The sequence below is a fragment of the Flavobacteriales bacterium genome, from assembly GCA_020635795.1.
Lineage (GTDB): Bacteria > Bacteroidota > Bacteroidia > Flavobacteriales_E > Vicingaceae > Vicingus.
The window spans coordinates 149455-176176 of record JACJZD010000001.1 but is presented as its reverse complement, the minus strand read 5'-3'; the positions used below and the strand labels follow the sequence as shown (position 1 = coordinate 176176).

The 26722-nt window shown below is 34.2% G+C and carries 21 protein-coding genes; 3 read left to right on the top strand and 18 right to left on the bottom strand.

All coding sequences use genetic code 11. From position 1 onward, the window contains the following. Position 1 precedes the first annotated feature (1 nt). From H6589_00730 to xerD, 7 genes are all read right to left on the bottom strand, one after another. A complete protein-coding gene (locus H6589_00730; GenBank protein MCB9173116.1) occupies positions 2–1495 on the bottom strand; it encodes a sulfatase-like hydrolase/transferase in 1494 nt (497 codons plus the stop codon). 209 nt (positions 1496–1704) lie between these two features. After that, a complete protein-coding gene (locus H6589_00725; protein ID MCB9173115.1) occupies positions 1705–3174 on the bottom strand; it encodes a T9SS type A sorting domain-containing protein in 1470 nt (489 codons plus the stop codon). Next, the gene (gene kdsA, locus H6589_00720) at positions 3167–3976 is read right to left on the bottom strand and encodes a 3-deoxy-8-phosphooctulonate synthase (protein ID MCB9173114.1); all 810 of its coding nucleotides are present in this window, start codon (positions 3974–3976) and stop codon (positions 3167–3169) included. Before kdsA ends, H6589_00725 begins: the two co-directional genes overlap by 8 nt. A 15-nt stretch (positions 3977–3991) precedes the next feature. Continuing rightward, entirely contained in the window at positions 3992–5245 is a 1254-nt protein-coding gene (locus tag H6589_00715; protein MCB9173113.1) for a hypothetical protein, read from the bottom strand. A gap of 12 nt (positions 5246–5257) precedes the next feature. Further along, complete coding sequence (locus H6589_00710) at positions 5258–6835, bottom strand: hypothetical protein (protein ID MCB9173112.1); 1578 nt, start codon at positions 6833–6835, stop codon at positions 5258–5260. A 34-nt stretch (positions 6836–6869) separates the two neighbouring features. After that, complete coding sequence (locus tag H6589_00705; protein ID MCB9173111.1) at positions 6870–8276, bottom strand: SpoIIE family protein phosphatase; 1407 nt, start codon at positions 8274–8276, stop codon at positions 6870–6872. Positions 8277–8314: 38 nt separating this feature from the next. After that, positions 8315–9220 (bottom strand): site-specific tyrosine recombinase XerD, encoded by a 906-nt coding sequence (gene xerD / locus H6589_00700; protein MCB9173110.1) that lies wholly within the window; start codon positions 9218–9220, stop codon positions 8315–8317. 40 nt (positions 9221–9260) lie between these two features. Here xerD and aroQ point away from each other — a divergent pair, with 40 nt between their 5' ends. Then, a complete protein-coding gene (gene aroQ, locus H6589_00695) occupies positions 9261–9695 on the top strand; it encodes a type II 3-dehydroquinate dehydratase (GenBank protein ID MCB9173109.1) in 435 nt (144 codons plus the stop codon). Positions 9696–9720: 25 nt separating this feature from the next. On the opposite strand, the gene H6589_00690 is transcribed toward aroQ, so the two are convergent. After that, positions 9721–14640: a gliding motility-associated C-terminal domain-containing protein gene (locus H6589_00690; protein MCB9173108.1), complete on the bottom strand. Its 4920-nt coding sequence runs from the start codon at positions 14638–14640 to the stop codon at positions 9721–9723. Between the two features lie 153 nt (positions 14641–14793). On the opposite strand from H6589_00690, the gene H6589_00685 reads away from it, so the two are divergent. Beyond that, a complete protein-coding gene (locus H6589_00685) occupies positions 14794–15204 on the top strand; it encodes a BrxA/BrxB family bacilliredoxin (GenBank protein ID MCB9173107.1) in 411 nt (136 codons plus the stop codon). 87 nt (positions 15205–15291) lie between these two features. Continuing rightward, on the top strand, positions 15292–15483 hold the full coding sequence (locus tag H6589_00680; protein ID MCB9173106.1) for a cold shock domain-containing protein: 192 nt from the start codon (positions 15292–15294) through the stop codon (positions 15481–15483). A 65-nt stretch (positions 15484–15548) separates the two neighbouring features. Here the strand turns inward: H6589_00680 and H6589_00675 are convergent, their stop codons facing one another. From H6589_00675 to H6589_00630, 10 genes are all read right to left on the bottom strand, one after another. Continuing rightward, positions 15549–15998, bottom strand: a complete 450-nt coding sequence (locus H6589_00675) for a GatB/YqeY domain-containing protein (protein MCB9173105.1) — start codon at positions 15996–15998, stop codon at positions 15549–15551. Positions 15999–16073: 75 nt separating this feature from the next. Beyond that, entirely contained in the window at positions 16074–17876 is a 1803-nt protein-coding gene (ftsZ, locus tag H6589_00670; GenBank protein ID MCB9173104.1) for a cell division protein FtsZ, read from the bottom strand. Positions 17877–17920: 44 nt separating this feature from the next. Beyond that, a complete protein-coding gene (gene ftsA, locus H6589_00665) occupies positions 17921–19204 on the bottom strand; it encodes a cell division protein FtsA (protein MCB9173103.1) in 1284 nt (427 codons plus the stop codon). A 1-nt stretch (position 19205) separates the two neighbouring features. After that, positions 19206–20000 carry a hypothetical protein gene (locus H6589_00660; GenBank protein MCB9173102.1) on the bottom strand — a complete coding sequence of 265 codons (795 nt, stop codon included), beginning with the start codon at positions 19998–20000 and terminating at the stop codon, positions 19206–19208. After that, positions 19993–21357, bottom strand: a complete 1365-nt coding sequence (locus H6589_00655; GenBank protein ID MCB9173101.1) for a UDP-N-acetylmuramate--L-alanine ligase — start codon at positions 21355–21357, stop codon at positions 19993–19995. Before H6589_00655 ends, H6589_00660 begins: the two co-directional genes overlap by 8 nt. 1 nt (position 21358) lies before the next feature. Continuing rightward, positions 21359–22468, bottom strand: coding sequence for an undecaprenyldiphospho-muramoylpentapeptide beta-N-acetylglucosaminyltransferase (murG, locus tag H6589_00650; GenBank protein MCB9173100.1), 1110 nt, complete (start codon positions 22466–22468; stop codon positions 21359–21361). Then, positions 22455–23627, bottom strand: a complete 1173-nt coding sequence (locus H6589_00645) for an FtsW/RodA/SpoVE family cell cycle protein (protein ID MCB9173099.1) — start codon at positions 23625–23627, stop codon at positions 22455–22457. Before H6589_00645 ends, murG begins: the two co-directional genes overlap by 14 nt. A gap of 8 nt (positions 23628–23635) precedes the next feature. Beyond that, positions 23636–24007: a hypothetical protein gene (locus H6589_00640; GenBank protein MCB9173098.1), complete on the bottom strand. Its 372-nt coding sequence runs from the start codon at positions 24005–24007 to the stop codon at positions 23636–23638. A 9-nt stretch (positions 24008–24016) separates the two neighbouring features. After that, a complete protein-coding gene (murD, locus tag H6589_00635; protein MCB9173097.1) occupies positions 24017–25387 on the bottom strand; it encodes a UDP-N-acetylmuramoyl-L-alanine--D-glutamate ligase in 1371 nt (456 codons plus the stop codon). A gap of 78 nt (positions 25388–25465) precedes the next feature. Then, positions 25466–26719, bottom strand: coding sequence for a phospho-N-acetylmuramoyl-pentapeptide-transferase (locus H6589_00630; protein MCB9173096.1), 1254 nt, complete (start codon positions 26717–26719; stop codon positions 25466–25468). Between the last annotated feature and the right edge of the window lie 3 nt (positions 26720–26722).

Sequence of the window (26722 nt, the reverse complement as noted above, 5' to 3'; positions counted from 1 at the left end):
ATTAAGGATAAAGTTCATCAAAATCCTTTCCATCTTTTATTCTTCTTACTCTATTTTGGTAGTTAGTATTAACAACACTTCTTTCAGGCTCATTTCCATTAAAAGTAATATTAGCAATATCCGCAATAGTAAACAACAAATCATCCGACATGTATTTTCTCGATTTATATTGTTGTAAAGAATCAATTTGAGACGGGTTATTAGACCATAAAATAAACGGTATTTGATACATAGGTTTACTTGAAATAGCCTCGCTATGCCCTGACATATCTACCGTCTCAAAAACATCTTCACCATGATCTGACAAGTAAATAAGTGATGCTTTTTCATTTATTGCACTCGATTTTAACATTTGTATAATTTCTGAAACGATAAAATCATTATACAAAACAGCATTATCGTAATGATTAATTGTTTTAAAAATATCTTCAGATGAATAAATAGATTTTGGAGTATCATTAAAAACGTTAAACTTTTTTGGATACCTATTCTCATATTGAACATGAGTCCCTAATAAATGAACAATAATAAATTTTTTATTTATCGATTTATTAGACAATACCTTTTTAAGGTGAGGCAAAACTTTTTCATCTAATGATTTTTGCTCTCTCTCTCCCCCTAAATTGGTAAAATAAACATTGTCGGAAGATTTTGCGATTGAAGTAATTAATGATTCATATATCCCTATTGGGATCTGGTTTGAAATCCATGAAGTTTCAAACCCCGCTTCTCTCATAATATCTATAAGTGTTCCATCATACTTTCTATCGTAGTGTTCATAATTACTTAGGGTTAACATTTTCTCTAAACATGGTATTGTATGTGTATGAGGACTGATTACATCTTCAAATACTACTAACTCTTGTTTAATTAAGTCAAGCTTAGGATTAGTAGCTCTATGATAATTATATAGCTGTAGATGTGACCTAGTTGTAGACTCTCCAATAACTAAAACAACTGTTTCTTTCTCTTCTAATAAATTATTGCTTTTTGCTTCAAACCTTCTGCTTTCTTTTATCTTTCCGTATAAAAAATCGTTGTACCTAAACTGCTCTTCCTTATACTTATTATACCCTTCATACGCTTGGTATATGATATGTTGTTTAAAATGATTTTTATCGATATAAATAAAAGTTACTATTATTAAAAGTACCAATGAACTCAACAGTTTTCTAGTATTAGTGTCTATTAAATAATAGTATGCTTGTTTTATCTTATTTACAACGCTATTATTAAACAATAGTAGAATATCATTTTTTATTGAATTTATTACTTCCTTTCTACTGTATTGATACAAGAGTTTTTTAACGCCTTTTAAAGTGAAAAATGCTATTGTTAAAGTGATAATAAATCCTAAAATTATTTTATAATTAAGATACTCCTTTAAATACTCTGATATTTCAGAGCTATTTGTTTCCATAATAACAAACATGGTTGAAGTGGTTAATCGTTCATGATAAAGCAAACTATAACACAATTCGAAATAAGTAAGCACTATAGATATTATATATATAATGCTGATGTAATAAAACTTAATTTTTTTATTACTTATAAGAATAGAAAAAAGATAAAGTACCAAATAGGTATAAAGAACCCTCTCAGGCGTAAAATTCGACTCAATACTCGATTTAACAATTAATAAAAAAATAAAAATTGGAAGAATAAGAAAGAAATAACTATATTTAAGTAGTCCTTTTCGCATTTTCAATCAAGAACGATAAGTTTTTCGACACTTTTTTCGTCTTTATTATTCCTACACTCAAGTAAATAAACTCCAGAAGATAAACTGCTAATATCTAAATCAACTTTAAAGGTAGGCTGGTTAATTGATTTACTAAGAACAATAGATCCCATTAAATTTGTTATTGTTACGTGAGTCGGAGCCTCTTCAAACTCAATAGAAATATAATGAGTTGACGGATTTGGAAATACTCTAAATATTGTCTTGTTGACTTTATATTCAGACAAACCTATCGCAGCAACATCAATAGTACTTGTAACAGTAAACTGTTGTTGTGTGACAATGGTATCAACTCTTATAACCATAAGATCATTTAACCCTTCTCCATAGCCATTAGTATACCCCGAAAGATACATTGATCCGTTTAATCCTAAGGCAAAACCATTAGTTATTTCATCCTCAAGCCCTCCAAAAGTAGAGCTTTTGCCTCCCCACCAACCACCTGAAGTTATCATAAATAAATGTGCATCTTTTTTACCTCCTCCATACGAATTAGTATAACCAACATTAATAAAATTTCCACTTAATAATTCATAAATAGAGAATCCTTCTTCTTCTAATGGATTTGAAAATAATTGTTCCCATATTTTTAAACCACTACTACTTACTTTTACTATATAATAGTCCTTATCTCCAGGACCAAAACTCGTTGAAGCACCTGTAAAGACAAAGCCTCCATCTTGAGTTTCAACTATATCATTAGCCCTTTCAAACCTCGCACCTCCATAAACACTATCCCACAGTAAAGCGCCATTTTTATCAAACTTCAAAACATAGGCTTGAGTGGAATCTGATAAAGTATTTTTTAATCCTGCCACAACAATATTAGAATCAGAAGTTTGGATAAGGGCATTTCCTTTATCAATCAAAGTTCCACCAACAGTTCTTGTCCAAACGGTATCACCAATTGAATTTGTTTTTACCACATAAACATCAGAGTATCCGTTGGTATTGTTATAGGTTTCTCCACAAAACACGTATCCACTATCAAATGTTTGAATCACATCATAAGCAAAATCCCAATCATTACCTCCATATGTTTTTTGCCACTCATAATTTCCAAAACTATCTCGTTTAATCAACATGGCATCATAACCACCATTGCCAAAACTATTAGATGTTGCAGCTATAATATAACCATTGTCGTAAGTCTGTTTTACTGCATAACCCCAATCATTATTTAAGCCACCAAGAGCCCAACTCCACTCCTTGTTACATAAAGAATCAATTTTTAATAAATATACATCTGTATTACCATCTCCACTACTTGCCGTTGACCCAACCACTATAAATCCACCATCTGAAGTAGCAGAAATATCTTCACCTATATCATTGGCTAAACTTCCAAAAGTATATAAATGGGCTATTGTATCTTTTTGAGAAAATCCAAAAAGAGGCATAAATAACAATACTATTCGAATTAAATTATTCATTAACTGCCTTTCTAATTTTTATTAATTTGGTTAGAAGTTCTTCCAACAAATCTAATCGAAGCATGTTTGCACCATCACTTTTTGCTTGAGCAGGATTTGGATGAGTTTCGATAAAAATACCATCAACACCAACAGCTATACCTGCCTTAGCTACTGTTTCAATAAGCTCAGGTTTTCCGCCAGTTACGCCTGAAGTCTGATTTGGTTGTTGTAAAGAATGTGTTATATCTAAAACCGTGGGAGCAAATTGTCTCATTACTGGAATTCCTCTATAATCAATCACTAAATCTTGATAGCCGAATGTAGTTCCTCGTTCAGTTAACCATACATTGTTGTTCCCCGATTCTTTTACTTTGTTAACCGCAAATTTCATCGATTCAGCAGAAAGGAATTGTCCTTTTTTGATATTAACTACTTTACCTGTATTGGCCGCAGCAACTAGCAAATCAGTTTGACGACACAAAAATGCTGGTATTTGTAAAACATCAACATATTTTGCAGCAAGAGCACATTCTTCAGCAGTGTGAACATCAGTAAGTACGGGAATATTTAATCTATCCTTAACACTTTTTATTATTTCTAACGCTTTTTCGTTACCAATTCCAGTAAATGAGTCTAATCTAGAACGGTTTGCTTTTCGATAAGAAGCCTTAAAAATAAAAGGAATTTGTAATCTGTCTGTTATCGCTTTAATTGTACAAGCAATTTCAAATACGTTCTCTTCACTTTCTACCACACAAGGGCCTGCAATTAGAAAGAAATTACCAGAATCTGTATGCTTTAATTGTTCTAAACTTTTCATTAAATCGTGTTTTTATCAAAAGTACATTTTTAATACTAAAAATCCATTGTTGCTAAACGTATTGGAAGGGAGTAAATATGCTCCAACATGGTTTGACCCCATAATTATTTGATATTTTTCTTTGAACTGCTTTGCTACCGTAATTCCAACATTTAATTTTCCATATCCACCATAAACTATATTACCTTGAGTAATAAAATTTGATGTAAAATTGAATTGAATATTGGTATAAAGTAGCGGAAAATAATTAGACAATATCTTATAACGAAGACCAACATTCATAGCAATTTTATCACTAAAAGGGTGGAAATAATTAATGTTAAAGGTGGTTGGCAATGCAATGGCATATCCTCCTGTTCCTTTTTTGGTGGACACATATTCAAACAAAGAATCTCTTGAGAAAGAAGCTATTAAACTATCGTTGATATCAAAAATATTTTCTATTTCTACTCCATCAAATGATATTACTGTATCAGCCTCTATTTGAATTGATTTCTTGTTCCATTGTATAAACCCTAAATCATCAATATTCAGCCTGATTTTTCCGCCATTTTTTAAATTGTACTCGGTAAAAAAATCGGTTGAAATACCAATTCCATTAAAAGCTTTAAATCCAGTATTTGAAGTATCACTAGCATTATAAATATAATTTAAATCAAAAATAAGTTCATTTCCCAATTGTTCGGTAAACAAACTACCATCTGGGATAGTAATTGCTTGGTGTTCTTGTGCTTTAATCAAAGAAAAAAGCACCCCTTCTTTTGCTGGTCTATCATTATGTTTTTTATACTTAACAATTCCAACATTTATTTGCTGATAGTTGAAGTAATTAAAGTTAGTATTTCCAATATTTGCATACGCTCCCGCAAATTGTTTATTTCCATCGAGAATTAGCTTAACTAAATCGCTCGACAATTTGGCATCAAAATGCTCTGTATGCTCAAGACCCACCACCAACGATAAATTATTTTTTTTGAAAAGAGTATCGAAAGGTATTTCAGCTTGAGCCGAAAAATTTACATCTCCACCAATGGTGTTAGTACCATCAAGTTTCTGATAAAGCGTCGATTTATCATCTCGGCTTATTTTTCCGCCATAAATAAATTTATTTAAAAATGAATTGCTACCAAAACTAGAACCGTAATCGAAATTACCTTGAATTGAAAAACTCAATCGTTGAGCTGTATCATTCAAAAAAGAGATGTTCTGCTGCGAGAATCCATGCTGAATAAAACCGAATACTAAAAGGAAGAAAATTATTTTTTTCATCGAAATACTTCCTTAATTAATTTGATAAGCAAAATCAGCAACCACTTTTAAGCCAATAGTGTAACCATCGTATATTTTAATAAACTGTGGTTGAGCAGTAGTATTAAATGCTACTTTAAACACTATTTTTTTTGCAGCATATAATGCACTTACATCAGATGAAGTTAATGGAACAGTTAAAACTGATTTTGTATTTGAAGTAACTCTTAAATCTGTACCAACAGTGGCTGATGCTATATTATTAACAACAGACAATGATTTTAACACATTCGAATGTTCATCTAATACCTGCAAACTTAAATCAGCACTAAACGGATAACCATTATCTGCATAAATAAATAACTTTCCTTCTAATATTTGTCCTGAAGAATTTAGCTCTAAATTAAAATCGCTGGTATCAACCAAGGTAAGATTATTAGCGATTATTGAAAGGGGAAATTCAACATTTAGCTTTGTTTTTAGTGGGTATTTTTTGAAAATAAAATCATTACTTCCTGATATGTTTCCAAATGGATTGATAAGTAAACTAATGTCGTATTGCAGTTTATTTGGGAAAATTTCAATTAGGTTATCGATATTAGAGTTAGAGGTGGTTAATAAATTTGAATAGCTGGTATAATTAACCTCAGGAACGGAATTGGTTTGAGTAGCTCTATTTATATTTATTGGAGACCCAATGATTGAATGTGTTAAAGAATGATTAGCTCCATTATTAGAATTGATTGTCTTGAATTGATTAATTACCAATTGTGCATCAACTCCAATTCCATTTTCAAAACTTAAGTTCACATCTACATCTTCAATATCTAAAGTACCATCAACTATTCTATTAAACACAGAAAAATCAGTTGTTTCAGGACCAAATCGATAACTCTGCATGCCAAAATAACCCTTCACATAATACGGAACTACATCAACCAGGGTATTAATGAATTTTATTTTTTGACCTGCAGCAATATTAACAGTAGAGCCATTGGTATCAACTCTAGCAACAGATTTAGTAACAAACGTGTTCGTTTTATTTCCTGTTGTCCCTGTTAAATTTAAATTATATCCACTTATATCTACCCGCTTTTTAAAATATGCAGGCTGTGTAGTCGCTGCATCAACTAACTCAGTAAAAACGAGTGTATCACCATTTTTTGTTGCACTTAATATTTTATAAGTTACCCAAATTTTTTCTTTGATATCGCTATAAATCTCCAAATCGATAAATCCAGATTCAATCTTGGCAAGATTTAATTCAACTCCATTGGTAACATTTAAATCCCTATCTTCATCATTACTATAAAACGAATCGCCAGGTGCTGCAATTAAAAACAACGGTACAGAATATATTTCAGTAATTGTGGTATCCGGAATTCTAAATAAAGAATCCACGTCAACTGAAAATATTTCGGTGATATAAACGAGTTTTAAAGAAGTGTCAGCATTAACTTGCAAAACAGAATCAGGCAGCAAGTCATTTAACGTTAATGTTGTGTTTACTAATGGTGACAATAAATTAACATCCCATGTAGGTTTTTCTAATGCCTTCCTGCATGAGAAACCAATGGTAAGGAAACATAATAAAGTAACGAAAAATTTCATTTATCAACCTATAAGGTGTAAATATAAGCAATCTTTAGATTTTTATACCCAAAACACAGATGTCGTCGAGCTGTTCCAAATTACCTTTCCAAGCATTGAAATATTTTTGCAACTCGTTTTTTTGTTCTTCAATTGGTAAACTAGAACATTCTATTAATTTCTCTTTAAACCGCTTTGATTTCAATTTTTTACCATCTTCCCCTCCAAATTGATCAGGAAATCCATCAGTAGAAGCATAAACTACATCGTTTTTTTGAAGTTGAAATTGAACGTTTGTAAATTTATTTTGATTTGAGTACGACCCAATAGGTTGTTTGTCTCCTTTTAATTCAATAATATCATTATCTCTTACAATATATAAAGCGTTATTTGCCCCCGCAAATGACAGACTAAGTGTATTGAAATTTATTGCAAAAAGTACAGCATCCATTCCATCTCTCACAATATTGTTTTCATCAGTGTGTTTATTTACAGTGTCAAAAACCTGATTATTAACAAAATCAAGTGCCTCTGCTGGCGAGTTAATGTCTTTTTCTTTTATTGATTGATTTAAAATTTTAATACCAATCAAACTCATAAAAGCACCAGGCACACCATGACCTGTACAATCGGCAACTGAAAAAACACACAGCTTTTCGTTTTGTTCATTCTCTTTTGTAGTGGAAAGTTCTGCTACCCAATAAAAATCACCGCTAACAATATCTTTGGGTTGAAAAAAAACAAAAGAGTTTGGTATATTTTTCTTCAATACTTCCTCAGGAGTTATTAAGGCTTGTTGAATTCTTTTTGCATATTGTATACTATCTGTTATCTCTTTGTTTTTTTCTTCAATAATCTCCTTTTTAAGCGATAATTCTTCGTTAGAGGCTTTTAATGCCAGTCTAGCAATAACTTCTTTTTTGGTTAAATTAAATCGAGTTCGAATTAAAAACATAGAAAATAGAGCTACTGCAAAGGTTAATAAACCTCCATTAACCAATATTTCATCTAACGACAGTGAACTATTAGCATTTAATAGCACCACATTTACTAAAAGCGAGACTACAACAATTATTATTGAATAGATATTTCTATAAAGCACAAACATACCCGACCCTATAAATAGTGCCATATAAGCAAAGGTGTGTTTTTGAAACTGAGCTACATCCATAAAACTCCACATGTAGGCATTTTCGATAGATATTAGCACAACTGGTATAAAACCCAAAAGTTCAATCGGAATTTTACCTTTTTTATACCCAACTATTGCTAAAAAAATTAAAAAAGAGACGCTAACTCTAAACACCAAAAAAGGCATCCAATATTCGGGGAGTGTTAGGTAATCTGCCGCAAAAAATAATAAATTAAAAATTACACCTACCCAACAAGTTATCAGGTGATACTTTTGAGTAGATTTTTCTAGCTCCTGTTTCCAGTCAATTGTTGGTGGAAGATTATTCAATCGTTATATCTATTAAAATATGACCCAAATTAATAAAATTATTTTGAACGAGGGTGAAAATCTAAAATTGCTTGACGTAAATAATCTCTATCCAGATGTGTGTAAATCTCAGTAGTTGTTATCGATTCATGCCCCAGCATTTCTTGAACGGCACGTAAATCAGCTCCTCCTTCTACCAAATGTGTTGCAAACGAATGCCTCAAGGTATGTGGGCTAACCATCTTATGTATTCCTGCTTTTTCGCACAAATTTTTAATTATGGTAAACACCATAACCCTTGTTAATCCAGCTCCTCTTCTGTTCAAAAACAAAATATCTTCACTACCTTTTTTTATAATTGACATATGATTTCTTACCGATTGAATATAAATGTTGATGTGTTTAATAGCTACACTACCAATAGGAACGATTCGTTCTTTACTGCCTTTACCAATTACATGAATAAACCCCTCATTCAACATTAGGTTGGACAGTTTTAAATTGGTAAGCTCCGACACTCGCAACCCACAACTGTACATGGTTTCGAGTATTGCTTTGTTACGTTCTCCTTCTGGCTTACTTAAATCAATAGCATTTATTAACGAGTTAATTTCTTCTATGCTTAATACATCAGGGAGTTTTCTTCCAATTTTTGGAGCTTCTAATAACTCCGTCGGATCATCATCAATAATATCGTCGATAATTAAATATTTATAAAATGCTTTAAGCCCCGATAATATTCTAGCTTGAGTTCTAGCACTTAACCCTAATTCGCTAACAAACACTAAGAACTCTTCTAGCTGATGTTGAGTGAGCTTTTCTGGCTGCACAGAAATTTCTTTCAAAACACAAAACTCCTCTAGCTTTTTAATGTCTCTGATATAGGCATCTACAGAGTTTTCTGACAAAGAGCGTTCTAACTGCAAATATGCTTTAAAGCCTTTTATGATAGAATTCCAATTCATTCCATACAAATATATATCTTTGCTATTCAGTATTTTGATTATGAATATATTAATTATTAACGGTCCAAACTTAAATCTATTAGGAAAACGTGAACCAGAGGTTTATGGAAACCAAACTTTCGATGAGTATCTGGTTGAGTTAAAAAAAGGTTTTCCTCAAATTAATTTCTCTTACTACCAAAGCAATGTTGAGGGTGAACTAATTAATAAATTACACGAAGTTGGTTTTTCTATTGATGGCATTATTATGAATGCGGGGGCTTATACACATACTTCTATTGGTATTGCCGATGCTATTGCTAGCATTACTTCTCCTGTAATTGAAGTTCATATTTCAAATGTTTATGCCCGTGAAGAATATCGCCACCAATCGTTAATGGCAAAAAATTGTGTTGGAGTAATTACAGGCTTGGGATTGAGCTCCTATAAATTAGCCACTTATTATTTTACTATAAAAAAAGAGGCGGTAAAATAACCGCCTCTTTTTTATTGATGTTTAACTACTGAATAATAGTAACATGTCCTATTTTTTCGTGTTTTTTATTGTTGTAATCTTTAAAGAAGAGTTTCCATACATACACTCCCTCTTGTACTCTGGTGCCTTTGTAAAATCCATCCCATGGCTTAAACAATACATCTGTATCAAACAGCTTTTCTCCCCATCTATCAAATATCATAAAGTGATAATCCTCTGGTGAGATACCAAATCCTGTGGGCCCAAACATATCGTTTTTAAAGTCAAAATCTGGGGTAAAGGCATTGGGTATATAAATTCCATATTCTGCTGTTATCGTTACTAATTTTGTAATGTCATCTGTACAGCCATTCATGTCTATTACTGTTAAGGTTACTGGGTACACGCCATTGGTGTCGTCTGGAAATATATATATTGGATTGGGGTAGTTGCTTGTATCTAGTCCTCCAAAATCCCAATGATAATTATCTATAGCACTTCCACTTTGGTCGGCAAACTGAACCTCTGTTTCAAACATGCTTGTTGGGTTGGGTGTTGAACTAAAGTCTGCTACTGGCAATGCGTTGATGTCTATCTGATTCACCACCACATTTGTTTTTGAGCATCCTCCTCGTGGCGCTTGACTGTATACGGTCATGCTTACTGTATATGTTCCTACTTGATTGTAGGTGTGTTGTATCGTATCCCATGGCTGTGTTGCTGTTGTACCATCTCCAAAATTCCATGTCACTCTATTGGTATCTAACATCCCATTTGTGGTATCGGTTAAGTTATAAAATGTTATCGCTTCTCTTGGTTCTATACATAAACTCAAGGTATCTGCACTTGCTTGTGGGTTTGGTAAGTTATACAGGTAGATTCTTATTGTGTCTGTTACTGATGGTGAACAGCCATCATTTAATGTTACTGTATAGGTAGTAGCTCCTGTTGGGGTTACTGTTGGGTTTGATGTGTTTGACCCTGTCATGTTGGTTGTTGGTGACCAACTATAGGTGTATGGTCCTCCATTACCAAAGCTTGCTAGTGCATTTAGGGTTGTGCTTACTCCTGGACAAACAGTATCCTTCGTAGTGGATGCTATTACACTTAATGATGGGTGTACTATCACCGTTACTCGTCCTGTATCTGATGGACAGCCATTGGCATCTACTGCTGTTACTTCATAATTCGTGGTCGTGTTTGGTAATAGACTCACTGTATGATTTTGTCCTACTCCCAATCCATTGTTCCATGTGTATACATATCCTGCTCCAGAACCACCTGTGGCTGTGGATGTGATGTTGGTTGTTTGTCCTGCACATATCGTAACATTTGGACTTACACTGCTTATGGTTACTCGTGTTGGCTCGGTTATTATGACTGACGCTGTATCTGTACATCCGCTTGGTGATTGTGTTGCTGTAACTATATATGTGCCTGCTGTAAAATTGCTTACTGTTGCTGTATTTTGAACGGGTACTGTATTCCAACTATAAGTATAGGTGTTCGTTACATCATTTACTGTTGCTGTTGCTGACCCGTTTGAACCTCCTTGACATAACACTGGTGTTACATTTGATATGCTTACACCAAATGCTGCTGGCTCAGTTAAGGTAAAGGTTGAGTCTAGTGTACATCCCTTTGCATCTGTAACGGTTACTGTTGTACTTCCTGCTGGCAGGTTATTCTCTACTGGTGTAGCGTTTGTTGATGTTGTCCAACTGTATGTGTAAGGTGCAATTCCTCCTTGTGGTGCAACCACTACTTGTCCATTTGTTCCTCCATTGCAATTTACATGGGTTAATACATTGGGGATGCTCATTTGGGTAAACGTGATGTTTACGGTTGCTGCATCTGTACATCCTAAAGTATTATCTTCTGTCCATGTAAGTGTGTATGTTCCTGCTGTTGTACTTGTTGCTACAGCATTAGGGTCGTTGGCATTTGGTGTAAAACTTACATTCGCAGGTCCTGTCCATGCTCCTGTTCCTATACTTGGTACAGCATTCATGGTGTATGTTAACGTACAGCTTGTATCGTTTTGTCCCGCATTGGCATTTGGTAAGCCTACAAATGGCCCTCCCGCAATTGATGTTGCACATCCAAAGTTATCAGCAATATCAAAACTATACATATCGCCATCTTGTAATCCTTGTACTACAACATCGCCAGCGTGTGTTACTGTTGATGTTGTAAAATTAGCTGTAGCAGGTAATAAGTTTGATACCGTATAATTTGTTCCATCTTGTTCTGGCAATCCATTTGATATTGTCACTGTTATTGAACTGTCTTGACAATCGGCTACCACAACTGTCGTAATTGGGTTTAAAAAAGTAATTTTTACGGTATCTGTTGTTGAGCATCCTACTCCATTGGTCTCTGTCCAATACAAATCAAAGGTTCCTGCCGTTGTACTTGTTGCTGTTGCTGTTGCTGAATTAGCCGGCACAAAACTTACATTCGCTGGCCCTGTCCATGCTCCTGTTCCTATACTTGGCACAGCATTTAAGGTGTATGTTAGGGTACAGCTCGTATCGTTTGCTCCAGCATTGGCAGTTGGTAAGCCTACAAATGGCCCTCCTGATACTGTTATTGGACATCCATTGGTATCGGCTACATCAAAACTATACATGTCGCCATCTTGTAATCCATCTATCTGTATTGTTCCTCCATTGGTTGTAGTAGTATTCACAAAACTTGCTGTTGCTGGTAGTAAGTTTGTGGCGGTAAAGTTCCCTCCTAATAATGCTGGGTAGCCTCCGTTTATTGTTATCGTAAAGGTTCCTGTTGGGCAGTCTTCTGTTGGATTACTGGTAATAATTTCTGGTAAGTATACTACAGCTGTCGCTGGACCAACATCTACACAACCTGTATTGTAAATCAAACTATCTTGGTTGTACAAGGTAATTGGAGCAAAGTATACTGTATTATTTGTAAAGGTAAATCCTTGACCATTCATAAAGGCTATTAATCCTCCATCATTTAAATCTCCAAAGTTTGATATCGTTCCTGTTACAAATCCTGTATAACAAGGGTCTAAGTCTGGTGATGTGTTTGGTGTTGGTGGGCAAGTATATATCCCAAAGGTAATTCCTGGGTTATAGGTGATTCCTGGTCCTAGCGGCCCTACATCTAAGGGGTCTATTTCATCTCCATTGGAGGCTATAATAATGGTGTCATTATAACACAACACATAATTCATTAATCCATCTCCAAATACTCCCGCAATCGTTGTTCCTGCATCAGCAGGGCATCCACAAGCTACTGGGTAGTCATTCGCTATATTTATTGTACATGTTGGATCTGCTGTAAATACCGCCGTAATATCACATCCTACTGTTCCATCTGAGTTCGCTTCTAAATAATAACTGGCTGGTGAGGTAAATGGTGGAAAAAGCGTATCTGTGTTTCCTTTGCAATCGGTAAATAATAATAATCCTGTAGACGGTGCATTGTTAAAGGTTACTGTTCCATATCGAGGAAAATCATTCGTTACTCCATCGCATAACCCTACTGTATCTACTATACCTGTAAAGGTACATGGCACAACACATGATGATGGTGAGGTATAGTTTGTTGTTCGGGTACATGCTGCATTTGCTGAAAATACTGCGACTACATTACAGGCTGCTCCGTCTGAAGCAATACCCGCTATACTATAGGCTTGTGGACTTGTAAACGGTGCATTAAACACTTGTGTGCCTCCATGACAGTCTGTTACCGTTAACGTTCCTGATGCTGGTGCATTTGAAAAGGTAATAACTCCCGTTAATGTATACGTATCTGTGGCTGGTACACATGCTCCTGGTACTGCTGTTAGTGAGGATATTGAACATGATGGTGTACATGATGCAGGAGCCGTATAGTTCGTTGTTCGGGTACATATTGCATCGGCTGAAAATACTGCTGTAACGCTACATGCTGAACCATTTGATGTTAATCCTGCTAAGCTATAGGCCTGTGGACTTGTAAACGGGGCATTAAATGTTTGTGAACCTCCACAACTACTCGTAACCGTTAATGTACCACTCGATGGAGCATTTGCAAAAGTGATATTTCCCGTTAGTGTATATGTATTCGTAGCTGGCACACAGGCTCCAGGAACTGCTGTTAGTGCGGATAGATTACAAACAGGCACACACGAGGAAGGAGATGTATAGTTAGTAGTTCGAGTACAACCAGGATCAGCAGAAAATACCGCTGTAACATTACAAGCAATACCATTAGAAGTTATTCCCGATATACTGTATGCTCTTGGGCTAGTAAAAGGTGCATTAAACACTTGGCTATTTCCATGACAATCTGTAACAGTTAATGTCCCTGTAGTGGGTGCATCATTAAAAGTTATAGAACCAGAAACAGTATAAGTGTTGGATGCTGGAACACAAGCTCCTGGAGTGGCGGTTAAAGCAGAGATAGAACAAGGATTAACGATAGAACAATCTGTAGCACCAGTACCTCCTGTTTGAGAAAACTGGATTGTACCAGCTTGATTCGCATAATTCGTCAATAACATTATATAAACATCACCAGCTTGAGCATTTGGAATAACAGCTGTTTCTGTTGGAGAAGGATCATAACTACAATCAACAACTTGATTTGGATCTGCCGCAGTTGAAGCATTTCCGTGATTACCACAATAACTCAAAGCTTGTGTTAAGTCATCATAAGGTCCATATAAAATAAAATCCACATCTATTGGTGCACCTGTATTTGTTGTTTGAGATATTCCAATATTAATATTTCCAGATGTAGCCACCTCCATATAGTACCAAGCAGGATTGGGTGTTGTAGAAAGACAATCATAATTATTTCCACCTCCAGCACTACCAACTCCAGTATTATTAGGAAAAGTATATGTGTTACCTGTACAGAAAGGATCTGCAGCACCACAAGTTGCACCTTGTCCAAACCCACTCAAATGAATTGTAAAAAACACTATTACGAAACTTAAAAGCTTATTCATAGAAAGATGATGTTTATAACCTATTTAATAGTCGTAAATATAAACAAAAGGTTGCCTTATTAATATAATTTTAAACATACAATTACTTAAATAATGGGTTAGATTATGTAATTTTGAGTCAATCTAAATAAGTAGTTATAAAAAACAAAAGATATGTATCCACCAGAATTAGTAGCACCAATGAAAACAGAGTTAACTTCAGCAGGTTTTGAAGAGTTAACCACAGCGACGCAAGTTGACAATGCAATTAATAGCGAAGGCACAACTTTCGTGGTAATAAATTCAGTTTGTGGTTGTGCAGCGGCTAATGCTCGTCCAGCTGCTAGAATAGCAATTACCAATGATAAAAAACCAAACAAAATTGTAACTGTTTTTGCAGGGGTTGACCCTGAGGCCGTTGCTCAAGCAAGAAAATATACACTACCTTATCCACCTTCATCTCCAAGTATGGCCTTGTTTAAAAATGGAAAATTGGTTCATTTTATCGAAAGACACCATATTGAGGGTAGACCTGCAGAAATGATAGCAGAAAACTTAGCTTCTGCATTTAACGAATATTGTTAAAATACTCTTTAAATAAGACTTTTTTACCCCAAATTGCTTTTTAATAATTTTTTTCTGTACTTTCGTTAAAATTTTTTAAACATAATTATGAAAACTGGTACAGTAAAATTTTTTAACACAACAAAGGGTTTTGGATTTATTAAAGATAACGAAACTGGAGAAGAATATTTTGTTCACGTAAGTGGATTAATTGATCAAGTTCAGGATAACGACGAAGTGACTTACGATGTTAAAGAAGGAAGAAAAGGCTTAAATGCAGTTGATGTAAAGAAAGCTTAATCTTTTTAAGATTAAAAAAAAAGCCAGCTTATAGCTGGCTTTTTTTATTTGTATCTAATTCGAAATTATTTCGACAACTCTTCTTTTACTATGGCAGAAATCAATTTTCCATCAGCCTTTCCGCTTAATTTCCCCATAGATGCGCCCATAACCTTACCCATGTCAGCTGCAGAAGATGCTCCTGTTTGAGCAATTACCTCTTGTATAACTTTTCTAACCTCTGCCTCATCCATTTGTTTAGGTAAATAGTTTGATAAAACATCTATTTGAAATTGCTCTACATCTGCTAAATCTTGTCGTTTTTGCTCTAAATAAATTTCTAAAGCGTCTTTACGTTGTTTTACAAGTTTTTGCACTAATTTCTGACCTGTTTCCTCAGATATTTCGGAATTACCACCTTTTGACGCTTCCAATAACAATTCAGATTTAACTGCTCTTAATGCGGCTAACTTTGCAGCATCTTTTGCTAGCATAGCTGTTTTTATGTCGTTATTAATTTGTTCTGTTAAGTTCATTTTTTTAGTTTAGGTGTTTAAAGTTTATGAGTTTATCACTTAAACTTCTAAACTCATAAGCTATAAACTTATTTTTCAATCTACATTATCGTGTAAAAACGAATTGTCGTCTTTTAACTTTGGACTACCATCTTCATCTTCACCTAAAGTAAATCTAGACATGGTGTTTTCTGATGAATGAGGAATTGAATCTAAAGAAATTTGACGTCTTTTATATGCTGGTTCTTTTTCCAACTCGCTAATTCCAGATGGCGTTTTCATTCTACCACCCAATTCTTTAATTCTTCGAATTCTTTCAGCTGACAATCTTTTTTGCTCTTCTTCAGGAATTCTTTTAGTATAAACTGGCTCCGTAGAACTAGTTATTTCTTCAGCTGATTCAGCTGCAACATCGTGATTTACTTCTTCATCAATATTTGAAGCTTCTTCGTTAATTACATCGTTCAAATTCCAGATAATCGTTTCTTTTTTATCTTCTTTTTCTTCATCCGATGACATTAAAAAAGGGCTTTCATTATCGTTATCGTCTAAATCATCCATTTCCATTGAAAATTCTTCTTCCTCTTCTTCAATTTCGATAGATTCGTTTAATTCAAAAGTAAAATCAGCTACTTCTTCATTTTCAACGTCCAACTCTTCTTCTGCAACTATTTCATCAATTTCTTCTTCAGTTTCATCTTCTAAGTTAAAAACAATTTTTTCAGGTTCTGAAAATTCTTCTTGCTCAACTTCAGCTTCCACTTCATCGTTATTATCAAATTCAAAGCTTGGTTGGGTTGTAGTAGTTTTCAAAAATGGTTCTTCAACTTCTTCGTTCTCTTCAACATTATTTTCGATAATCGACTGAACCACTGCTGCAGTATTTTCTAAATCGTGAACAATTTTTTCTGGTTTAACACCAAATTCCATTGATGAATTTTCGTTTGAACCAAAACCAGTTGCTATTACCGTTACAGAAACTTTATTTCCCAAAGACTCGTCAGTACCATTCCCCCAAATTAATTCGGCAGTATATCCTGCTTGTTTTTGGATGTAATCAGTTATCTCGTCAATTTCATCCATAGTAATTTCATCTTCACCAGAAGTAACATTTAATAAGATGAAGTTTGCTCCTTTAATTTCGTTATCGTTTAACAATGGAGATTCTAATGCTTTTGTAACTGCCTGAATTGCTCTATTTTCACCTTCGGCAGAAGCAGACCCCATAATAGCTGTTCCACCATCTTTCATTACCGTTTTAACATCTTCAAAATCCACGTTAATATATCCAGCTACAGTAATAATCTCAGCAATACCTTTAGCAGCAGTTGTTAAAATATCGTCTGCTTTTGAGAAACATTCGCCCATTTTAAGGTTACCATGAATCATTCTCAATTTATCGTTATTAATAATAAGCAAGGTATCTACATGATTTCTTAAAGCCTCTAAACCTTCATCAGCTTGTTGTTTTCTTCTTCTACCTTCAAATGAAAAAGGAATGGTAACTATACCCACAGTTAAAATACCTAATTCTCTAGCTACTTCCGCAATTACAGGAGCAGCACCAGTACCAGTACCTCCTCCCATACCCGCAGTAATAAATACCATTTTGGTATTGTTTTGAAGGATAGATTTAATATTTTCGATGTCTTCGATAGCTGCATTTTTACCAACTTCAGGATTAGCTCCAGCACCAAGACCCTCTGTTAGCGTGGTTCCCAACTGAATTTTATTAGGAATTGGACTTAAGGTTAAAGCTTGAGCATCGGTGTTACAAATAACAAAATCAACACCTGTAATACCTTGGTTATACATGTGGTTTACTGCATTGCTTCCACCGCCACCAACTCCAATAACTTTAATAATTGATGATTGATCTTTTGGCAAATCGAATTTCATAGTCTGGGTATTTATATATTTATACTTTTATTCTTATTAAATTTTTAATTTTCTCCGTCTTCAAAAAACTTGTGTCCTGCGTTAAAGATTTTATCAAAAAATCCTCCTTTGTTTTTCTTTGAATGACTAACAACTTCTCCACTATTTGTTGAAACAGGTTTGTTTTGTTCTAACGTAGCAAATCCTTTTAATACTAATCCAACTCCTGTGGCAAAAATTGGGCTCGTCATGTTTTCTGTATTTCCTTTTGCAAGGTGTTCGTTTGGATAACCAATTCTTGTGTCCATCCCGGTTACATACTCAATAAGTTGAGTAATGTGCTTTAATTGCGAACCTCCACCAGTTACAACAATTCCACAAATCAATTTGTTTTCGTAACCCGAATTTTTTATCTCATAATAGATGTGTTCTATTATTTCCTCCATTCTTGCCTGAATAATATTTGCAAGGTTTTTTAATGAAATTTCTTTAGCAGCTCTACCTCTTAAACCTGGAATAGACACTATTTCATTGTCTTGACTTTCGCTAGCTAATGCAGAACCAAACTTCACTTTTAACAATTCTGCTTGGTTTTTTATTATTCCACAACCTTCTTTAATATCTTCAGTAATAACATTTCCACCAAAAGGAATTACTGCTGTATGTCTGATTATGCCATCTTGAAAAATTGCAATATCAGTAGTTCCACCACCTATATCTACCAAAGCAACGCCTGCTTCTTTTTCTTCAATACTTAATACTGCTTCTGATGACGCTAGTGGTTCAAGAATCAATTCATTTACATCTAAACCAGCTTTATTTACACATTTATAGATGTTTTTTGCGGCAGCTACTTGACCTGTAATAATATGGAAGTTTGCTTCTAAACGAACTCCAGCCATACCAATTGGGTCTTTTATTCCTTGTTCGTTGTCGATAATATATTCTTGAGGCAATACATGGATAATTTCGTCACCTGGTAACATTACCAATTTATACATATCGTCAATCAACAAATTAATGTCATTTTGACTAATTTCATCCTCTACTGAACTTCTTACTCTTATCCCTCTATGTTGTAAACTTTTAATGTGCTGACCAGCAATACCAACATTTACTACTTTTATTTCAACACCCGATTTTGCTTCAGCATCTTCTACCGCCAGTTTTATGGACTGAACGGTTTTATCGATATTTGAAACCATTCCTCTTGAAACGCCAATAGATTCTGATTTTCCCATTCCAAGAATTTCTAACTTACCATGTTCGTTTTTACGACCAACAATGGCAACAATTTTGGTTGTTCCAATATCTAAACCTACTACTATTTCTGATGATGTGGTTTCCATACTAATTATAATTTTTTGTGCAAACTATTTGGTTTTTGTACTTTAAATTGATTTCGGAATACTCATTCCAGCCTGTTTTCGGCAATCCCTTTTTGTAAAAAACCATCAGTTTATTAAACTTAATGGGCAAATTATCTACTCCACCTAGTACAATTTTATGATTTCCTACCTTTGGTATGAGTTCGAATTCCAATTCTTTATTAACATACACTTGTTCAATTTGTGAAGTCCAAAACTCAGACTCATCAATATAGTGGGCTAGTTTATAGATATCATCAAGCAATGTTTTTTTAGCAATAGTGTCTTCGATATTTTGATAATTTAATTGATAACGTGTAGAAAAAGGCTCAAAAAGATAACCACTAACCACCACAATTCTTGAAGTATATTTATCCGACAAGGGCATTAAGCCACCAAATTCATCCATATAATAACCTTCGTTTCGAGTGAAAATTCTAGCAATAGGTCGGCGTTGTTTTACCTGAATATTTAATTTTCCATCAATAGATTTATAAACTTGTGCGTCCTTAATAGCTGAATTGTTGATTATTTTCTTTTCTATTTCTAATGGATTAAATCCATAAAAATATTTTACTCCATTACCTTTTAAATAGGTGACTTCGTTCTTTACATCGTCGTAATCCACAAACCTGTTTTCGGTAACGTAATCAATTTGTATCGCCAGATTATTTTTATTAAAAACCTGTTTTTCTTGCGCATTTTTTGCAAAACCCAACACTACAATTATGGATATAATTGCTAAAACATTAAATACTATTTTCAGTATTCTAACCATTCAATTTTTCTTTAAAACAGTTAGCAATAGGTTCAACAAAAACATCAATATCTCCAGCACCCAAGGTTAAAAACACTTCAAAATCGTTTTCTGCGACATAACTTAACAGCTCTTCTTTCTGAACTAACTTTTTATTTTCGCACCTTACTTTTTCCAACAATATTTGAGAAGTTACTCCAGGTATTGGCAATTCTCGTGCGGGGTAAATATCTAACAAAATCAAATTATCTAAAAGCGATAATGAAGTAGCAAATTCATCTAAAAAATCTCTAGTTCTAGAAAATAAATGCGGCTGAAAAACACCTGTAATTTTTTTGTTTGGATACAATTCTTTGACAGAAGAAATACATACATTTAATTCCTCAGGGTGATGAGCATAATCGTCAATGTAAACCAACTTTGGTGACTTTACATGATATTCAAATCGTCGTTTAACGCCTCGATAACCTTCTAAAGCTTTTACCACTTTAGTTTTATCTAGTTTTAATTGTTTTGCAACAACATAAGCAGCAATGGCATTTTCAACATTATGTATTCCAGGAAAACCTAATCGAATAATTACATCATCAATACTTAACACATAAGTTCCTTCTTCAATTTTAATTTTAATAGGAAAATAATTTGCTTCGTTTTTTACGTGATAGGTAATTGTATTTTCAAATTTTAGAGCAGCTGTATTTTCTGGCTTTGTAATTAACACTCCTGTCTTATCAATCTTGTTTACAAAATCTTGATACGATTTGTGCATTTCGTTTTTATCTCCATAAATATCTAAATGGTCAGCATCTATAGATGTAACTACAGCAATATTTGGCGAAAGCGTTAAAAAGGAACGATCAAATTCATCAGCTTCAACAACAACCGTTTTAGCTTTTATATTTAGTAATAAGTTCGAATTAAAATTCAGGCTTATTCCTCCTAAAAATGCAATGGTATCAACTCCACACTCATTTAATACATGAGCAATAATTGATGATGTAGTGGTTTTCCCATGCGTACCAGCTACAGCAATGGTGAGATAATTTTTTGTTATCAAGCCTAAAACTTCGGCTCTTTTATACAATCGAATATTTTGCTCTATAAAAAATAAATACTCGGCATTGTTTTTTGGAATAGCTGGAGTATAAATAACGATGGAATCTTGTTGGTTTGATTTAATTTCTGAAGGAATTTTATCTAAATTCTCATCGTAATGTATATTTATTCCTTCTCGTTCTAACTGCTCAGTTAACGTGGTTTTTGTTTTATCATAACCCGAAACTACACACCCAAAAGATTTAAAATAACGAGCCAAAGCACTCATTCCGATGCCTCCAACACCTAAAAAATACACCTGTTTCACTCTCGTTAAATCCATTTTATTTAAACTCTTTAGCCAATTTTATAACCTCATCAGCAATTTGATTAGCTGCATCTGGTTTTGATAGTTTTGTAATGTTTAGTTTTAATTCTTGCTGAAGCGAAGTATCATTTACCAGATTCAATAATGCCGTAATTAAATCGTTTTTAGCATCAAGATCCTTTACCAAAACTGCTGCTTTGTTATTAACTAAAGCCATTGCATTTTTAGTTTGATGGTCTTCAGAAACATTTGGCGAAGGAACTAATATTGAAGGTTTTTTGGTTAAACAAAGCTCTGAAACCGATAATGCTCCAGCTCTTGAAACAACTACATCAGCAACAGCATAAGCCAAATCCATAGTAGAAATAAATGGCATGGTAACAATTCCTTTATCTGAATACATTTTTACTGAATCAGCAGCCTTATCAGCGTAAGCTTTACCCGTTTGCCATAACAATTGAATGTTGTTTTTTGCAAGAACTTCTAATCCAGCATCTATACTTTCATTAATCACTCTTGCACCTAAACTTCCACCTATAACTAAAACTATTTTTTTATCAGCCGAAAGACCAAACTGTTGCAAGCCTTTTTCTCTTTTTCCACTTAAATCTACAATATCTTGTCGGACAGGATTACCGGTAAATATGATTTTTTCCTTTGGGAAAAATTGCTCCATTCCCTGATAAGCCACGCAAATTTTTTGAACCTTTTTAGCTAGTATTTTATTAGTAATTCCTGGATAAGAATTTTGTTCTTGTAACAAAGCAGGCACGCCCATACTTGTTGCTATTTTCAACAAAGGTCCACTTGCATAGCCACCAACTCCCACTACTACATTAGGCTTAAATTCCTTAATTACTTTTTTAGCCTTGAGCAGACTAAACAACAATTTAAAAGGTACTTTAAGGTTTTGTAAAGTTAACTTACGTTGAATTCCCATTATGGGTAACCCAACAATTTTATACCCCGCAACAGGCACCTTTTCCATTTCCATTTTACCTTCAGCACCAACAAATAAAATTTCGGCAGTTGGGTGTTTTAACTTTATTGCATTAGCAATAGCTATTGCGGGAAAGATGTGCCCTCCTGTTCCTCCTCCACTTATGATAACTTTATACTGCGACATTTACTTTCGTATTTGTTTCTTTTTCAGTTTTTTCTCTTTCCGATTCTCTACTCACACTTAATATAATACCAATAGCTAAACAAGTGAACCAAATAGATGTTCCTCCCATACTTACTAAAGGTAACGGCTGCCCAGTAACTGGAAATAAATTTACCGCTACTGCCATGTTTATTAATGCTTGGAATACCAAGCTAAACGAGAGTCCGAGAGCAAGCAGTGACCCAAAGGTGTTTTCGGTTTTAGAGGCAATTCGAATTCCCCTAAAAAATAATATGAGGTATAAAAAAATCACCACTATACCACCAATTAAACCGTATTCCTCTAAAATAATGGCATAAATAAAATCGGAATATGGGTGAGGTAAAAAATTTCGTTGAGTACTCCCTCCAGGCCCTTTACCAAATGGACCACCTGTTGCAATAGCAATTTTTGCTTGTTCAGCCTGATAATTGGCATCTTTGTTTCCTCCTCCTTGGAACGTTTCTATACGTTTTGCCCAAGTTCCCATCCTTGGTAATAAATCGGGGTTAGATTTACCTATCAACAATAAAATCATCATAGTACCAACACCAATTCCTATCAGAGACAATATATACTTGATGTTTATTCGCCCTATAAACATGATGATTAATGAAGTAACAAACAACATTGCCGCAGTCGAAAAGTTAGCAGGTAATATCAAACCACAAACTATCATTACAGGAATCATAATAGGAACAAAGGCTTCTTTAAAATCTTTAATTTGATCTTGACGTTTAGACAACAAACGTGCTAAATACATAATCAACGCAAGCTTAGCTAAATCGGAAGTTTGAAAGGTTTGATTAATAACTGGAATAACCAACCACCTGCTAGCATCGTTAATATTAGCTCCTGTAAAAAGGGTTAATAAAAGCAAGGGAACGGATAAAAAAAGTGCCAATTGTGATAATCGCGAATAATACTTGAATTTTAGATTGTGAGCCAATATCATCAACCCTATTCCTATTACAAGTATGATGGCATGTTTAAATAAGTAATAGAACGTATCACCATCTTTGTATTTGTAAGCAAGGGTTACTATAGAGCTATACACAGCCAATAACGACAAAATGGATAGTAACAAAACTACTACCCATATTCCTTTATCGCCTTTAAGGTATTTTTCGGTATAACTAATCACTTATATTACTCTTCTATTAAATTCAATAAATCTGAAATACTTTGTTTTGATGAATTACTTGTAACGTAAATTACATTTTTAGAAATACTCGCACTATTCAACGCAATTTTTGTAGCATCTTTTATGCACGAGGCAGAAATAATAAACACATTTGATTTGTCTTTAACCTTTTCGTAAAGGTTATTTGCATTTTGACCAATAACAATTATTTGATTGATAATACCTCCTACCAATTGAAGTCCGTACTCAAAAAAAGTAGGTAAATCCTCGCTAGTAAGAATAACTGCACAATTACTCTTTTCTTTAATGGTATTCGCAACCGTTTCTATTGCTGTTGTATAAAACGATTGTCCTGGAGTATCAATCAATTTTTCCATAATTATAAATTATAATCTTTTTACTGCAGACTTAAACTGTTGACCTCTATCTTCGTAATTCTCAAACAAATCGAAACTAGCACAAGCTGGTGAAAGCAAAACAGTATCACCGCTTCTACCTAATCTGTAAGATGCTCTTACTGCTTCTTCTGCTGATTCAGCGTCTACAATATCTTCAATAATATCGCCAAAAGCTTCGTGAATTTTTGTATTGTCTTTTCCTAAACAAACAATAGCTTTCACTTTTTCAGAAACCAATTCTTTAAGCATCTCATAGTCGTTTCCTTTATCAACCCCTCCAACTATCCAAATAACAGGATGTTGGAAAGATTCTAACGCATACCACGTAGAGTTTACATTGGTAGCTTTAGAATCGTTAATAAAGTCAATACCATGAATTTTTGCTACAAACTCCAAACGGTGTTCTACGTTTTGAAAATCAGACAGACTTTCTCTGATAATCTCTTTTTTAAGCTCTAAAACTCTTCCTGCAATGCCTGAAGCCATAGAGTTGTACAAGTTGTGCTTTCCTTGTAGTGCTAAACTTTGTAATGTCATTTCGATTGATTTATTTGTGTTTATTATTAATTTTTCGTTTTCTATATATGCTCCATTGCTGGTTTTTTTCTTTATGCTAAATGGGTGTTGTTCTGCTTTAATTTTGTGTTCTCTCAAGTATTGTGTAATTACCTCATCGTCTTCACAATAAATAAAATGACAAGCTTCATCTTGATTTTGCAGTATTCTAAATTTCGAAGCTGCATAATTTTCGAACTTGTAATCGTATCTATCCAAGTGGTCGGGAGTAATGTTTAGTAAAATGGCTATATCAACTTTAAATTTGTACATACCATCTAACTGAAAACTGCTCAACTCCAACACGTAAACATCTTTGTCATCATTTGCCACTTGCTTTGCTAAACTTTCGCCAACATTACCCGCTAACCCCACATTTAACCCTGCTTTTTTAAGCATGTGATAAGTCAGCATGGTTGTAGTCGTTTTCCCGTTACTACCTGTTATTCCAATAAATTTTGCGGCGGTATATCTACCTGCAAATTCTATTTCAGAAATAACTTCAATACCCTGTTCTTTTATCTTTAAAATAAAAGGTACCTTATCAGGTATACCAGGGCTTTTTACTACTGTTGTGGCATTTAAAATTTTAGCCTCAGTATGCTTACCTTCTTCCCACTCAACACCAATATTTGTAAGAACGTTTTTATACTTTTCCTTTATTATTCCTTTGTCTGAAACAAAGACTTCAAAGCCTTTTTTCAGCGCTAAAATTGCCGCACCAACACCACTTTCTCCAGCTCCTAGAATAGCAACTAAAGCCCCTCCCGACCTCCCCGAAGGGGAGGTGTTTCCATCGCTCATATCAACTTCATTCTTTGCCACTTTTCTTTTTTTCAATTCTCCACACAAGCCCCTCCTTCGGAGGGGTTGGGGAGGCATCTATCTAATTTTTAGCGTTACGAATGTTAGTAATGCTAGCATAATTCCAACAATCCAAAACCTCGAAACAATCTTTGCCTCGTGCATATTTTTTTTCTGAAAATGATGATGTAATGGCGCCATTAAAAACACTCTCTTTCCTTCTCCAAATCTCTTTTTAGTGTATTTGAAATAGCCTACTTGTATCATTACTGATAAATTCTCTACCAAGAAGATTCCGCACAACAATGGAATCATCAATTCTTTTCGAACAGCTAAAGAGAATACAGCGATAATTCCTCCTAAAGCTAAGCTACCTGTGTCTCCCATAAATACTTGAGCTGGATAAGAGTTGTACCACAAGAAACCAACACATGCTCCAACAAAAGCAGCAATATAAATTACCAGCTCACCCGATTCTGGGATGTACATGATGTTTAAATAATCAGCAAAAACTGTATTACCAGAAACATAAGCGAAAACTGCTAAGGTTACCCCAATTATTGCCGAAGTTCCTGTTGCTAAACCATCCAAACCATCGGTCATGTTAGCACCGTTTGAAACTGCCGTAATAATGACAATCACAATTATAATAAATACTATTCCACCTAATAAATCAGCATTATTTCCTGCCCAACTAGTCAGTCTTTCGTAATTAAACTCATTGTTTTTCACAAAAGGAATTGTTGTAACCGTTGATTTAACCTCTTCCCACTTATAGTTTTCTACTACTTGCTGCTCAACATCATTTTGGATTTCATAACTCACGTGAGCAGGAGCATCAGCATGAAAAACTTTTTGTTTAACTACCACATCATTGTTAAAATAAAGCACTGTTCCTACCACAATTCCAACAGCTATTTGTCCCATTACTTTGAACTTTCCAGCTAAACCTTGCTTGTTCTTTTTGAATACTTTTATGTAATCATCAATAAAACCAATAGCCCCAAGCATTACCGTAGATACCAACATCAATATAATGTAGATGTTATCTAATCGAGCAAACAACAAAGTTGGGATTAAGATGGAGGCTAGAATAATAAGTCCACCCATGGTTGGTGTGCCCTGTTTTTGAATTTGACCTTCCAAACCTAAATCACGAACAATCTCTCCAACTTGTAGCAATTGTAATCGTTGAATAATTTTTTTACCAATAACCATTGAAATGATTAACGAGGTAATAACAGCGAAAGCAGCTCTAAAAGAGATGTAACTAAACACCCCTGCTCCAGGCACATCTAGTTCGTTTAAATATTGAAACAAATAGTATAACATCTA

Excerpts from the sequence above, each read along its gene's own strand:
- murD (MCB9173097.1), bottom strand. The coding sequence starts at position 25,387 with ATGAGCGATGGAAACACCTCCCCTTCGGGGAGGTCGGGAGGGGCTTTA.
- kdsA (MCB9173114.1), bottom strand. The coding sequence starts at position 3,976 with ATGAAAAGTTTAGAACAATTAAAGCATACAGATTCTGGTAATTTCTTT.
- ftsA (MCB9173103.1), bottom strand. The coding sequence starts at position 19,204 with ATGGAAACCACATCATCAGAAATAGTAGTAGGTTTAGATATTGGAACA.
- H6589_00710 (MCB9173112.1), bottom strand. The coding sequence starts at position 6,835 with ATGAAATTTTTCGTTACTTTATTATGTTTCCTTACCATTGGTTTCTCA.
- H6589_00715 (MCB9173113.1), bottom strand. The coding sequence starts at position 5,245 with ATGAAAAAAATAATTTTCTTCCTTTTAGTATTCGGTTTTATTCAGCAT.
- H6589_00680 (MCB9173106.1), top strand. The coding sequence starts at position 15,292 with ATGAAAACTGGTACAGTAAAATTTTTTAACACAACAAAGGGTTTTGGA.
- aroQ (MCB9173109.1), top strand. The coding sequence starts at position 9,261 with ATGAATATATTAATTATTAACGGTCCAAACTTAAATCTATTAGGAAAA.
- H6589_00685 (MCB9173107.1), top strand. The coding sequence starts at position 14,794 with ATGTATCCACCAGAATTAGTAGCACCAATGAAAACAGAGTTAACTTCA.
- xerD (MCB9173110.1), bottom strand. The coding sequence starts at position 9,220 with ATGAATTGGAATTCTATCATAAAAGGCTTTAAAGCATATTTGCAGTTA.
- H6589_00640 (MCB9173098.1), bottom strand. The coding sequence starts at position 24,007 with ATGGAAAAATTGATTGATACTCCAGGACAATCGTTTTATACAACAGCA.
- H6589_00660 (MCB9173102.1), bottom strand. The coding sequence starts at position 20,000 with ATGGTTAGAATACTGAAAATAGTATTTAATGTTTTAGCAATTATATCC.
- murG (MCB9173100.1), bottom strand. The coding sequence starts at position 22,468 with ATGTCGCAGTATAAAGTTATCATAAGTGGAGGAGGAACAGGAGGGCAC.
- H6589_00690 (MCB9173108.1), bottom strand. The coding sequence starts at position 14,640 with ATGAATAAGCTTTTAAGTTTCGTAATAGTGTTTTTTACAATTCATTTG.
- ftsZ (MCB9173104.1), bottom strand. The coding sequence starts at position 17,876 with ATGAAATTCGATTTGCCAAAAGATCAATCATCAATTATTAAAGTTATT.
- H6589_00630 (MCB9173096.1), bottom strand. The coding sequence starts at position 26,719 with ATGTTATACTATTTGTTTCAATATTTAAACGAACTAGATGTGCCTGGA.
- H6589_00655 (MCB9173101.1), bottom strand. The coding sequence starts at position 21,357 with ATGGATTTAACGAGAGTGAAACAGGTGTATTTTTTAGGTGTTGGAGGC.
- H6589_00675 (MCB9173105.1), bottom strand. The coding sequence starts at position 15,998 with ATGAACTTAACAGAACAAATTAATAACGACATAAAAACAGCTATGCTA.
- H6589_00725 (MCB9173115.1), bottom strand. The coding sequence starts at position 3,174 with ATGAATAATTTAATTCGAATAGTATTGTTATTTATGCCTCTTTTTGGA.